At 70.8% G+C, this 12,379-nt stretch carries 13 protein-coding genes; 10 read left to right on the top strand and 3 right to left on the bottom strand.

Annotation, left to right across the window (positions count from 1 at the left end; all coding sequences use genetic code 11):
* The first annotated feature begins 88 nt into the window (after nucleotides 1-88).
* From NWFMUON74_RS00340 to rraA, 6 genes are all read left to right on the top strand, one after another.
* Nucleotides 89-745, top strand: coding sequence for a DUF6474 family protein (locus tag NWFMUON74_RS00340; RefSeq protein WP_187686039.1), 657 nt, complete (start codon nucleotides 89-91; stop codon nucleotides 743-745).
* Nucleotides 746-986: 241 nt separating this feature from the next.
* Entirely contained in the window at nucleotides 987-1,505 is a 519-nt protein-coding gene (locus tag NWFMUON74_RS00335; RefSeq protein ID WP_187686038.1) for a hypothetical protein, read from the top strand.
* Nucleotides 1,506-1,544: 39 nt separating this feature from the next.
* Nucleotides 1,545-2,201 (top strand): YcnI family copper-binding membrane protein, encoded by a 657-nt coding sequence (locus tag NWFMUON74_RS00330; protein WP_187686037.1) that lies wholly within the window; start codon nucleotides 1,545-1,547, stop codon nucleotides 2,199-2,201.
* Nucleotides 2,198-2,737, top strand: coding sequence for a copper resistance CopC family protein (locus tag NWFMUON74_RS00325; RefSeq protein ID WP_187686036.1), 540 nt, complete (start codon nucleotides 2,198-2,200; stop codon nucleotides 2,735-2,737). The genes NWFMUON74_RS00330 and NWFMUON74_RS00325 overlap by 4 nt, the downstream gene beginning before the upstream one ends.
* Nucleotides 2,734-3,672 (top strand): CopD family protein, encoded by a 939-nt coding sequence (locus NWFMUON74_RS00320; protein WP_187686035.1) that lies wholly within the window; start codon nucleotides 2,734-2,736, stop codon nucleotides 3,670-3,672. Before NWFMUON74_RS00325 ends, NWFMUON74_RS00320 begins: the two co-directional genes overlap by 4 nt.
* Before the next feature lie 31 nt (nucleotides 3,673-3,703).
* The gene (gene rraA, locus NWFMUON74_RS00315) at nucleotides 3,704-4,192 is read left to right on the top strand and encodes a ribonuclease E activity regulator RraA (protein ID WP_187686034.1); all 489 of its coding nucleotides are present in this window, start codon (nucleotides 3,704-3,706) and stop codon (nucleotides 4,190-4,192) included.
* A 28-nt stretch (nucleotides 4,193-4,220) separates the two neighbouring features.
* Here the strand turns inward: rraA and NWFMUON74_RS00310 are convergent, their stop codons facing one another.
* Nucleotides 4,221-4,442 carry an RNA-binding S4 domain-containing protein gene (locus NWFMUON74_RS00310; RefSeq protein ID WP_187686033.1) on the bottom strand — a complete coding sequence of 74 codons (222 nt, stop codon included), beginning with the start codon at nucleotides 4,440-4,442 and terminating at the stop codon, nucleotides 4,221-4,223.
* 108 nt (nucleotides 4,443-4,550) lie between these two features.
* Between NWFMUON74_RS00310 and lysX the strand changes: the two genes are divergently transcribed.
* From lysX to NWFMUON74_RS00290, 4 genes are all read left to right on the top strand, one after another.
* Nucleotides 4,551-7,871, top strand: a complete 3,321-nt coding sequence (gene lysX / locus NWFMUON74_RS00305) for a bifunctional lysylphosphatidylglycerol synthetase/lysine--tRNA ligase LysX (RefSeq protein ID WP_425343080.1) — start codon at nucleotides 4,551-4,553, stop codon at nucleotides 7,869-7,871.
* A gap of 69 nt (nucleotides 7,872-7,940) precedes the next feature.
* Nucleotides 7,941-8,573: a histidine phosphatase family protein gene (locus tag NWFMUON74_RS00300; protein ID WP_187686031.1), complete on the top strand. Its 633-nt coding sequence runs from the start codon at nucleotides 7,941-7,943 to the stop codon at nucleotides 8,571-8,573.
* 115 nt (nucleotides 8,574-8,688) lie between these two features.
* Nucleotides 8,689-8,973, top strand: coding sequence for a hypothetical protein (locus tag NWFMUON74_RS00295; protein WP_187686030.1), 285 nt, complete (start codon nucleotides 8,689-8,691; stop codon nucleotides 8,971-8,973).
* A gap of 196 nt (nucleotides 8,974-9,169) precedes the next feature.
* Entirely contained in the window at nucleotides 9,170-9,505 is a 336-nt protein-coding gene (locus NWFMUON74_RS00290) for a hypothetical protein (protein WP_187686029.1), read from the top strand.
* 119 nt (nucleotides 9,506-9,624) lie between these two features.
* On the opposite strand, the gene NWFMUON74_RS00285 is transcribed toward NWFMUON74_RS00290, so the two are convergent.
* Together NWFMUON74_RS00285 and NWFMUON74_RS00280 are read right to left on the bottom strand one after the other, a co-directional pair.
* The gene (locus NWFMUON74_RS00285; protein ID WP_187686028.1) at nucleotides 9,625-10,548 is read right to left on the bottom strand and encodes a cutinase family protein; all 924 of its coding nucleotides are present in this window, start codon (nucleotides 10,546-10,548) and stop codon (nucleotides 9,625-9,627) included.
* Between the two features lie 315 nt (nucleotides 10,549-10,863).
* On the bottom strand, nucleotides 10,864-12,333 hold the full coding sequence (locus tag NWFMUON74_RS00280) for a glutamate synthase subunit beta (protein WP_187686027.1): 1,470 nt from the start codon (nucleotides 12,331-12,333) through the stop codon (nucleotides 10,864-10,866).
* Nucleotides 12,334-12,379 lie beyond the last annotated feature (46 nt).

The following is a 12,379-nucleotide window of genomic DNA, read 5'->3' as shown; positions in this document are numbered from 1 at the left end:
TCCGGCACCGCGTGCCCTCGCAGGCGGTCACACCGACCGGTTAGGGTTGGCGCAAGCGGACCGGCATCACTAAATGGAGGACCTTCGGATGGGGTTGTTCACCAAGCGCAAGGGGCGGGCGGACCGCAAGGCCGAGGCGAAAGCACTCAAGCACAAGGCCGCCCTGGAGGCCAAGCTCGGTGCCCGCAACGAGCGCAAGCGCCATCGCGCCGAGATCCGCGCCCAGCGCGAGGTCGCCAAGCAGCAGATCGCGACGCTGAAGGCGGAGGAGAAGGCGGCGTTGAAGCGGGCCGAGAAGGCCGAGCGCGACCTGCTGTCGGCCGGGCAGGTCAAGAAGTACCTGGGTGTGGCCCGGGTACTGATCCCCGTGCTGGCCCCGCTGGCCTATCGCGCGGCGACCTTCGTCCGCGGGCAACTCGACACCCGCCGGGCGCACCGGCTGGGCATCGGGCTCGACCAGCTCACCGACTTCAGCGGGCACGGTGCCAAACTGCAGGCCCGCATCGCCAACGCCGATGCGGCGATCGGCGAGATCGCGGCCAAGGGCAGCGCGGCCAAGGACAAGGACGATGACGATGCCGGAAAGTTCGTCACCGCCACCCGCGACCGCCTCGAGAGCCTGACCGCCGCCGTCCGCACCGCCGAGCAGATGCCACCCCAGCGCCGCCGCGCGGTGCACACCTCCATCTCCCACGAACTGTCCGGCATCGAGGCCGACGTCCTCGCCCGCCTCGGCGTTCGCTGACCCACCCCCTCCCATGCTCCACCCCGGTCCGCCACCACCCCCGCCGGTGGGTCCCGCACCCACCGCGCCCGGTGCCGCTCCGCGGGTGTATGCCTTTGACCGGCAAGCTTTTCCGGCCATCGCCTCGCCCCGGCGCGGTCGGCCCGCGCCACCCGGGCCGACCGATGGATCCACCGGGAGGGGCACGCGCCGCGGTCGGGCCGTCGCGTCGACCGGGCGGGTTCGTGGTCCGCTGACCGGGGTGGCTGTCGCGGTGCTGGCGGTGGCTGGGCACGGGGCGGCCGGGGGTGGGTATCCGGGGTCGGGCTCGTCGGCGTTGCTGGTGCTCACGGCGGGCGCCGTCGGTATGTGCACCGGAGGTCGGGGCGCGGCCGAAACCGTCGGACCCGCGCGGCTTTTCGCGATGCTGACGGGTGGGCAGCTCGCCGGGCACGCCGTGCTCACCGCGACCGTCGGGCACGCACACGGTGCGGCGGCGCGCGAAACCGCCCGTGCGGCGGACCTCGTGGTCGGCGGGATGCCCTTCCCCTCCGGCTGGATGCTGCTCGCGCACCTGCTCGCGGCGCTGCTGTGCGCGATGCTGATCGGCGCGGCCGAGCGGCTGTATCGCGCTGTCTCGCAAGCCGTCCGGAGCATCGCGGGTGTCCCGGGCCCGCCGCCGGTCGCGCGGGCCGCTCGCTGGCCCGGCGCGGCGGCCCGGACGTATCGCTTTCTCCGTCCCGGCGCGATCGGTTCGCGCGCGCCACCGGTGTGGGCCTGAGCAGCCGACACCTCATTCCTCGACCGAGAAAGTCCTCGCATGTCCACAATCTCGCGGATCTCGCGCGCCCTCGTCGCGGCGGGCGCCGCCACCGGACTGGCCCTGCTGGCCACCGGCACCGCCGACGCGCACGTCACCGCCGACGCGCCCGGCGCCACGCAGGGCGGCTACGCCGTCGTCACCTTCCGGGTCCCGACCGAATCGGCGACCGCCGCCACCACCGGCCTGACCGTCAAGCTGCCCGGCCTGAGTTCGGCCCGCACCGAACCGCTGCCCGGCTGGAGCGCCCGGATCGACAAGAACGACCAGAACCAGATCGTGGCTGTCACCTGGACCGCCGATCCCGGCAATCCCGGCGTGAGCGCCACCCAGTTCCAGCGCTTCGTGCTGGCCGTCGGACCGCTGCCCACGCAGGACACGGTGCGCTTCCCCGCCACCCAGACCTACAGCGACGGCAAGGTCGTCGAGTGGAATCAGCCGATGGGTCCCGACGGCTCGGAACCGGAACACCCCGCCCCCGAGATCGCCCTCGCCGCAGGCGGTCCCGGTGACGCGCACACTGTCGCGGCGAACGACAGCGACGACGAGCACGAGACCGACGATACGGCCCGCTGGCTCGGCGGCATCGGCCTCGCCCTCGGCGCGGTCGGCGCACTGCTCGGACTGGGCGCGCTGGTGCGGGGCCGCCGGTCATGATCCGGCGATTGCTCACCGGCGTCGTGGCCGCGCTGCTGTGCGGTGGCCTGGCCGTGCTGACCGCGGGCCCGGCGGCCGCGCATTCGGCGGTGATCGCCACCGATCCGGCCGACGGCGCCCAGCTCGCCGCCGGACCGGCCCGCGTCACGCTGACCTTCAACGAGAATCTGCAACCGAGTTTCCCGTCGCTGACGGTCGTCGGACCGGACGGAAACCGCTGGGACAAGGGCGAACCCGAGGTGAGCGGGCCCGACGTCAGCGTCGCGGTGGGCGAGCTGGGACCGGCCGGGCAGTACACGATCGCGTATCGCGTCACCTCCGCCGACGGCCACCCGGTCAGCGGCACCCGGACCTTCACCCTCACCACACCAGGCAACGGCACCCCCGGGGCGAAGGCCGGTGCGACGAGCGCGTCCGGGGACGGCGAGTCCGGCGGAATTCCGGTGTGGGTGTTCATCGTCGCCGCGGTCGTGATCCTGGGCGGGTTGCTGGCGGTGCTGCTACTCGGCCGCGGGAGCGCCCGCAGACAGCAGTGAGCAAGCCGACCGGCGGCAGTTCGACCGCCCTGCGGGCGGCGCTGCTGCTGGTCGTCCCCGCCGCGCTGGTGGGCGCCGCGCTGGCGTGGGTGCTTGCCGCCCCGGATCCGGTGCAGTCCGAGGCGCCGGTGCGCGCGCTGGCCGACTGCGCGGGCGCGGCGGTGCTCGGCCTGGCCGTGCTGCCCCGCCTGCACGACCGGCTGCACACGCCGTGGCGGCTCGCCGCCGGGATGGCCGGGCTCTGGGCCGCAACGGAATTCGCGGTGCTCGCGAGCGAGGCCGCGCAGGTGGTGGGAGTCTCGGTGCTGCGCTTGCGGGCCGGGCGGTTCGGCGATTATCTGGTGCACATCAGCGGCGGTCAGGTGGGCATCGCGATCCTGATCGGCACCTGCTCGATCACCGGCTACTGCACCCTGGCCTATCGGCGGCCACGGCACGCCACCGCCGATCTGGTGGTGGTGTTCGCGGCGGTCGCGCTGGTGCTGCGGCCGATCACCGGGCACATGTCGCAGCAGGCGTTCGGCTCGGTGCTGGCCGCCGCGCACGCGCTGGCGGCGGCGATCTGGTTCGGGCTGCTGCTGGCGCTGGCGCTGGTGATCCGCACCCGCGGCGAGTGGGCGGTGGTGCTGCCCCGCTATTCGGCGTGGGCGCTACCCGCACTGGCGGTGGTCGCGGCGACCGGTGTGGGCAACGGCCTGATCCGGCTGGGCGGGCTGAGCCCGCTGCTCGACACCGGCTACGGCCGCATCATGCTGGCCAAGACGACGTTGCTGGCCGGACTGCTGGCCCTGGGCTGGTGGTGGCGGCGGCGCTGGGTGCCGCTCGCCGGCGACCACCGCATGACCGCCGAATCCTCGCTGCGCCGAGCGATTCTCGAGGTGGTGGCGATGGCGGTGGTGTTCGGGCTGGCGGCCACGCTGGCGGTGACCGCCTGACGGGCGGCCGGGCCGTGGCAAGCTGGCACCCGTGACCGAATCAGCAAACCATGTCGCCACAGCCGACCTGGCCGACGAGATCGGCCCCGACATCCGCAGCTGCGATACCCAGTTCACCCGGTTCGGCGGCCGCGAGGCCTTCGCCGGGCGCATCGTCACCATTCGCTGCTTTCAGGACAACCTGCTGGTCAAGCAGACGCTGAGCGAACCAGGCGCGGGCCGGGTGCTGGTGGTCGACGGCGGCGCCAGTGTGCACACCGCTCTGGTCGGCGACATCATCGCCGGACGCGGCGTGGACAACGGCTGGTCCGGCATCGTGGTCAACGGCGCGGTGCGCGACTCGGCGATCCTGCGCACCCTCGACATCGGCGTCAAGGCGCTGGGCACCAACCCGCGCAAGAGCACCCAGACCGGTTCCGGCGAACGCGACGTACCCGTCGAGTTCGGCGGCGTCACCTTCGTCCCGGGCGAGATGCTCTACAGCGATGCCGACGGCATCGTGGTCCGGGCGGAGGGGTGAGCGCAACTGCGCCACTGTCGCAGTTGGGTCAGGAATTGACCACGCGGGCTTGGTGACCCGCCAGTGCGACCACATCGCCCGCGGACAGCTGCCGCCCGCGGCGTAACTCGACCTCGTCGTTGACGCGAACCAGGCCGGAGGCGATCACCGTCTTCGCCTCCGAGCCGGTATCGATGAGATTGGCCAGCTTGAGGAACTGTCCGAGCCGAATGACTTCGTCATCGATCGGCACATCGACTGGATCCGACATGCATACATCATTACCTTTCCGAATCGGTGTGACGCACGCCGGGCTCACGGCACGGACATGCCCGGCTACGTTCTGTGCACGAGCGCGGACAACATTCACACTGATTCGGTGACTTCGACGCAGGACCGGCAACACCAGGACACCGAGCACAGACCACGGTCGCCGGAGGTGCCGCATCGCGGGCACGGGCGGTTGCGCGAGGTGCCCCATATCGTCGGGCTCGTCCTGGGCGTGTTCGCCGTCCTGTGCGGTCTGTGGAGCATCTCCCCCGGCCTGCGTTTCATCACCCAGGTCCCGCGCCGCTATCTCGACGCCTACTATTTCGACGCCCCCGACACCAGCCTGGTGTGGGCACTGATCATCGGTCTGCTGGCCGGCGCCACCGCCAGCCGCAAGCGGGTCGCGTGGTGGCTGCTGGTCGTGTACATGGCGCTGCTGGCGCTGGCCAACGCGCTCGGATTCGCCGACGAGGGCAATATCCACGACCTCGTCGCGCTGATCGTGCACGCCCTGGTGATCGGCCTGCTGATCGCCGCCTGGTCGGAGTTCTACACCCACGTGCGGCGCGGCGCGGCGTGGCGGGCACTGGGCGTACTGGCCGGCGGGCTCGCCGTCGGCTGCCTGGTCGGCTGGGGCCTGGTGGAACTGTTCCCCGGCAGCCTGCCGCGCGGCGCCGAACGCCCGCTGTGGGCGGTCTCCCGGGTGACGGCGACGATCCTGGTCAGCAACGACAATTTCGACGGTCATCCGCCGCATCTGGTCAACCTGCTGCTCGGCTTCTTCGGCTTCCTCGCCCTGATGGCCGCGGTCGTCGTGCTGTTCCGCTCGCAGCGCGCCGAGAACGCGATGACCGGGCCGGACGAATCGGCGCTGCGCGGGCTGCTGGAACGGTCGGACGTGGAGGATTCGCTGGGCTACTTCGCCACTCGCCGCGACAAGGCGGTGGTGTTCGCGCCGAGCGGCAAGGCGGCCCTCACCTACCGCGTGGAGCTGGGCGTCTGCCTGGCCTCCGGCGATCCGATCGGGGTCCGCGAGGCCTGGCCGCAGGCGATCGACGCCTGGCTGCGGCTGGCCGACCAGTACGGCTGGGCGCCCGCGGTGATGGGCGCGAGCGAACAGGGCGCCACCGCCTATCGGCGCGCGGGACTGTCTGCCCTGCGCCTGGGCGACGAGGCCATTCTCGACACCCGCACGTTCTCGCTGGCCGGACCGGAGATGAAGCAGGTCCGCCAGGCCGGAAACCGGCTGCTGAAACAGGGTTTCGCGGTGCGGATCCGCCGCCACGGCGAACTCACGCCCGACGAGACCGAGCAGCTGATCTCGCGCGCCGACGCCTGGCGCGACACCGAGACCGAACGTGGTTTCTCGATGGCGCTGGGCCGCCTCGGCGATCCGCTGGACGGCTGCTGCCTGCTGGTCGAGGCGGTCGACAAACAGGGCCGGGTGTGGGGCCTGCTGTCGCTGGTGCCGTGGGGGCGCACGGGGGTGTCGCTGGATGTGATGCGACGTGATCCCAAGGGCCCCAACGGGGTCATGGAACTGATGATCTCGCAGCTGGCCCTGGGTTCGGCGCGGTACGGCATCACCCGGATATCGCTGAATTTCGCGGTCTTCCGCTCGGTGTTCGAGGAGGGCGGCCGGATCGGCGCCGGGCCGGTGCTACGGCTGTGGCGCAGCGTGCTGATGTTCTTCTCGCGCTGGTGGCAGCTGGAGGCACTGTACCGGTCCAATGTGAAATACCAGCCGCAGTGGGTGCCGCGGTTCTTCCTGTTCGAGGACCGCCGCCAGTTGCCCCGCGTCGCGATGGCCAGTGCGCTGGCCGAGGGTTTCCTGCCGCGGTTCGGCAAGCAACCGGATGCCATGGCGCACACCGGCTTACACTCGGCGGTGCCGCCGGTGGTCACCGGCCTGCACGCCGACGGCAGCCCGCCCGAACTCCCGCCGGCCGAACTCGGGCAGGCCGCCGCGCGGCGGCCCGAACAGGTCCGCGTGCGGATGGACAAGGTGCAGCGGCTCGAGACCGCGGGCGTGGACGTCTATCCGGTCGCCTATCCCCCGACCCACACCGTGGCGGCGGCGCGACGCTCCCCCAAGGGCACCACGGTGCGAGTGTGCGGGCGGCTGTTGCGGATTCGCGACTACGGCGGGGTCATCTTCGCGGTGCTGCGCGACTGGTCCGACGACATCCAGCTGGTCATCGATCGCGGCCGGGTGGGCGCCGACCGGGCCGCCGATTTCGACCAGTACTTCGATCTCGGCGACCTGATCGAGGTCAGCGGCCAGGTCGGGCACAGCCGCCGCGGCGAACTGTCGCTACTGGCGCAGGACTGGCGGATGATCGGCAAGTGCCTGCATCCGCTGCCGGACAAGTGGAAGGGTCTCGCCGACCCGGAGGCGCGGGTACGCCGCCGCTACGTCGACATGGCGGTCAACACCGAGGCCCGCGAGGTGCTGGCCAAGCGCAGCGCGGTGGTGCGGTCGCTGCGGGACACGTTGCACCGCTGGGGTTTTCTCGAGGTCGAGACGCCGGTGCTGCAGCAGGTGCACGGCGGCGCCAACGCCGCACCGTTCACCACCCACATCAACGCCTACGACCTCGACCTGTATCTGCGCATCGCGCCGGAGCTGTACCTGAAGCGGCTGTGCGTCGGCGGCATGGAGAAGGTGTTCGAACTGGGCCGGGTGTTCCGCAACGAGGGCGTGGACTTCAGCCACAACCCGGAGTTCACCATCCTGGAAGCCTATGAGGCGCACAGCGATTACGAGCGGATGATGCACGCCTGCCGCCAGCTGATCCAGGAGGCGGCGGTGGCCGCCAACGGCAGATGCGTCGCACTGCGGCCGGGGCCGGACGGCGCCCTGACCGCGGTGGACATCTCCGGCGACTGGCCGGTCAAGACCGTGCACGGGGCCATCTCGGCGGCCATCGGCGAGACCATCGGCCCCGACACCGACGTAGAACGGCTGCGCACGCTGTGCGACAAGGCCGACGTGCCGTACCAATTCGGCTGGGACGCCGGGCAACTCGTACTGGAGATGTACGAGCACCTGGTGGAGGACCGCACCGAGGAACCCACCTTCTACATCGACTTCCCCACCTCGGTGTCGCCGCTGACCCGCGCGCACCGCAACATCCCGGGTGTGGCCGAGCGCTGGGACCTGGTGGCGTGGGGTGTGGAACTGGGCACCGCCTACAGCGAGCTGACCGATCCGATCGAGCAGCGCCGCCGCCTCACCGAGCAGTCGCTGCTGGCCGCCGGCGGCGACCCCGAGGCGATGGAACTGGACGAGGACTTCCTGCAGGCGCTGGAATTCGCCATGCCACCGACCGGCGGCCTCGGCGTCGGCGTGGACCGCGTGGTCATGCTGATCACCGGCCGCAGCATTCGCGAGACCCTGCCCTTCCCCCTGGTGAAGCCGCGCACCTGAGTGCGAGACCATCCCCGTACCGCCGAGCCCGGGTGCCCGCCGAGCTCGCGGTACGGCAGAGTAGGACGGGTGCAGCTTGTTCTCGTACGTCATGCCCAGCCGGAGCGGGTGTTCACCACCTCCGGTCCGGCCGACCCGGAACTCACGGAGTTGGGCGCCGAGCAGGCGGCGCGGGTGCCGGCCGTGCTGGCCCGGATGGAGGGCGGGCCGCACCGCATCGCCCGGGTGATCAGCAGCCCGCAGCGCCGCGCCCGGGCGACGGCCGTCCCCGCCGCGGAGAAGCTCGGCCTGCCGGTCGAGACCATCGACGATCTCGCCGAGTACGACCGCGACCTGCCCGTGTACATCCCGATCGAGGACGCGCGCCGGGAATTTCAGGCCACCTACGACCGCATCAAATCCGGCCACCTGCCCGAACAGATCGACGGCCCGGCGTTCATCGGCCGGGTGCTGGGGTCGGTCGAGCGGATCGTCTCGGCCGCCGACCGCTCCGACACCGTGGTCGTCTTCGCACACGGCGGCGTGATCAACGTGCTGCTGCAGGATGTGCTGAGCATGGAACGCCCGCTGACCTTCCCGATCGACTACTGCTCGATCACCCGAATCCTGTATTCGCGCACGGGCACCCGCACCGCGGCGACCGTCAACGAGAACGGGCACGTCTGGGATCTGCTGCCGCGCAACCTCACCGGCGGGGCCTGAAACTCCCAGGAAACTACCAGTCGGATCGGATTACGATCTCAGCAACGAAACGTTCGATGGGAATTCGTGGGCCGTGCGCTCGTGGCGGCTCGTGTTCCCAGAGAAAGGCATTCCGTTGCTCTCAACCAGGAAGTCAACCCGTTCCCGGCGCACCGTCGCCCGGGTAGCCGTCGCCGGTGCGCTGGCTGCGGTGCCGATCGCCGCGGTCGCCGTCCCCGCCTTCGCCGACGCACCCGCGGCGGGCGACGTCGACTGGCCGCAGCGCCACGGCGACGGCGACCACCATCGCCACCACCACGGACCGGGCGACGGGCCGGGCCGACCCGGACCCGGCGGTCCCGGCCCGTTCCACCGCGGCCCGGACGGCCCGCAGCTGCCGCCGACCGGCTCCTTCGGCTGACCACCGAACAGATTCGCCACGAGGGCCACTCCCCATGGAGTGGCCCTCGTCGCGTCATCGGCACGCCTCGGCCGCCCGTCTCGTCGTTCCCAGACGGTTGCCAGGTGGGTCGCAATCCCGTCCCAGCAACCGCGACTTGTATGGGAACCGTGAACGCCGACCGCGGCGATTCACCTTCCGACAGAAAGGGATTGCGTTGTCGAACACCGCGAACACCTCGTCCACCGAACCGACCCGCGCGCGCCGCCGGGTGATCCGCGTAGCCGCCGCCGGCGCCCTGGCCGCCGTCTCCCTGACGGCCGTCGCCGTCCCGGCCTTCGCCACCACCACCGCGGCGGACGCGAGCGCCACCTCGATCGCCTGGCAGCCGGACGGCCAGCGCCCGCCGGGCGACCAGGACCACCGCGGCGACAACGACCATCGCGGCCCCGACGGCGACAACCTCCGCCCCGACGGCGACAACCGCAGCCCCGACAGCCCCCGCCCGAGCCCATTGCCGGGCGTGCAACTGCCCACCGGCTCGGCGGGCTGACGTCGTCCCGGTCCGATGCGCGGTCCGCCGGGACGACCGAGGGCCGCTCCCCATGGGGAGCGGCCCTCGACGTTCACGAAACCCCCTCGAAGTTCACGAAACCCGTTGCCGGGCCACGCTCACGCCATTCCGGCGATCCAGTTGTGCATCCAGCTGACCGCGGTCTGGCCGCCACCGACCCGGTAGCTGCCGTAGGAGGTGTGCGCGCCGGACCCGTAGAAGTCCTCGAGCTGCGTCACCCGCTGCTTGTTCGAATCCTCCGACAGCTGCGCCTGCAGGGTCGGGATGCCACCGTGCGCCATCAGGTCGCCGATGATCGAGCCCGCCTCCAGCTGGTAGCGCCACATGTTGGCCGCGGTGGCGCCGGACGCCTGTGCCAGGAAACCGGCGAAGCGAGTGATGAAGTCGGTGTCGGCGGTCGAGCAGTACAGGTCGCCCTCGGCGCAGATGGTCCGGACCCGGTCGCTGACGAAACCGAATCCGCCGAGCCGCGGACCGCTCGCGCCGGCGCCGCCGACGACCGGCCCGACCTGCACGTCGGCCGGCGAACGCCGCGGGTCGGAGATCAGCCCGACGCCCGAGATCCGGTCCGGCGGTACCACTCCGAGACCGGTACCGATCTCGGCGGCGAGGTCACCCGCCGCGTCGGCGCCCTGGCTGTAGCCGACGATCGCGTATCGGGTGGCGGCACAGCGGGCGGCCATATCGTGGATCAGCCCGCGGGCGCCGTCGATCGCCTGCTTCTTGGAAGCGCCGTAGACATCGCCCTCCCACGGGAAGGCCGTCGCCGAGTAGGAGACGTAGTCGACTTCGGTGTTGCTCGGCAGACCGCGCGTCACCCCGGCCAGCATGCCGGGACCCGTCATGTCGTCGGGCTTGTGCTCACCGGTCTCCCAGGTACCCGGGATGGCGACCACGTACAGGCTCGGGCACCCGGGATCCGCTGCGGCGGAGCCGGTTCCGAGCGCGGCGCCGGACACCATGACACCAGACAACACCGCTGCCGCTGCCCCCGCAGCCGCGACCAACTTCTTCAACCGCATACCGCTCCAGTTCAAGCCTGCCCCGGCACGGGGACATCCCGAGTTCTCTTCGCCGATCATGCTCTTCGCCGATCATGGTGGCCCCACCGAATTTCCAAACGGTAAACACCGGGCTAACCGAAGTTGCTCACTATCCCGAGCAATGGAAACAGACCTCTCGGCCCGTTCGGCGGCGCACCGCTGCTAAGAATAAAGGGCACTTACCCAAAGTGCCATTCGGCCACACCAACACGTCCGATTTCCGTCGAAGTTTCCCCGAACAGACGAAGGTGCCCGCGGGTGACAACACCCGCGGGCACGTGTTCCGGCACTTCGCTAGCGCTGGGCGACCGTCGTCGGCGCGATCGGCGACGGCAGCGCCGTGTCACCCTCGAGGAACCTGTCCACCGCCGACGCGGCGGCCCGGCCCTCGGCGATGGCCCATACGATCAGCGACTGGCCGCGGCCCATGTCACCGGCGGCGAACACGCCGGGGACCGTGGTCTGGAAGTCGTTGTCGCGCTTGACATTGCCGCGCTGGTCGTAGCCGACGCCCAGGTCCTCGAGCAGACCGTGCTTCTGCGGCCCGGTGAAGCCCATGGCCAGCAGCACCAGATCGGCCTCCAGGGTGAAGTCGGAGCCCTCGATCTTCTCGAAGCGGCCGTTGACCATTTGCACCTCGTGCGCCTGCAGCGCGGTGACCTTACCGTCCTCCCCGACGAAGCGCTCGGTGTTCACCGAGTACACCCGCTCGCCGCCTTCTTCGTGCGCCGAGGAGACCCGGTACATCAGCGGATAGGTCGGCCACGGCGTGGAATCGGCGCGCTCCTCCGGCGGCCGCGGCATGATCTCGAACTGGTGCACGCTGGCCGCGCCCTGCCGGTGCGAGGTGCCCAGGCAGTCGGCGCCGGTGTCGCCGCCGCCGATGATGACGACCTTCTTGCCCTTGGCGTTGATCGGCGGCAGGCCGTCCGCGTCGGTGATCGGATCACCCAGCTGCACGCGGTTGGCCAGCGGCAGGAATTCCATCGCCTGATGGATGCCGTCCAGATCCCGGCCCGGGATCGGCAGATCGCGGGCGATGGTCGACCCGCCGGCGAGCACCACCGCGTCGAACTTCTCGCGCAGCTGCGCGGCGGTGATGTCCACGCCCACGTTCACACCGGCCTTGAAGACCGTGCCCTCGGCCTCCATCTGCGCCAGGCGGCGGTCGATGAAGCGCTTCTCCATCTTGAATTCCGGGATGCCGTAGCGCAGCAGGCCGCCGATGCGGTCGTCGCGTTCGAACACCGTCACCGTGTGCCCGGCCCGGGTGAGCTGCTGGGCCGCGGCCAGACCGGCCGGACCCGAGCCCACCACGGCGACCTTCCTCCCGGTCAGCCGGGTCGGATACACCGGGGCCACCCAGCCCTCGTCGAAGGCGTTCTCGATGAGTTCGACCTCGACCTGCTTGATGGTCACCGGGTCCTGGTTGATGCCGAGCACGCACGAGGCCTCGCACGGCGCCGGGCACAGCCGCCCGGTGAACTCCGGGAAGTTGTTGGTGGCGTGCAGGCGGTCGATGCCCTCGCGCCAGTTGCCCCGGTACACCAGGTCGTTCCACTCGGGGATCAGGTTGCCCAGCGGGCACCCGTTGTGGCAGAACGGGATTCCGCAGTCCATGCAGCGGCTGGCCTGGGTCTGCAGGGTCTCGTGCGGGAAACCCTCCTCGTAGACCTCTTTCCAGTCCATCAGCCGCAACGGAACCGGCCGCCGCTTGGGCAGCTCCCGCTTCGTGTGCTTCAGAAATCCTTGTGCGTCACCCATGAACGGCCTCTGACCTCCGCGCCTGTCCGGCGCACCCAACAAATCC

The sequence above is a fragment of the Nocardia wallacei genome, assembly GCF_014466955.1.
Taxonomy (GTDB): domain Bacteria; phylum Actinomycetota; class Actinomycetes; order Mycobacteriales; family Mycobacteriaceae; genus Nocardia; species Nocardia wallacei.
This window is presented reverse-complemented; position numbering and strand designations above follow the sequence as displayed.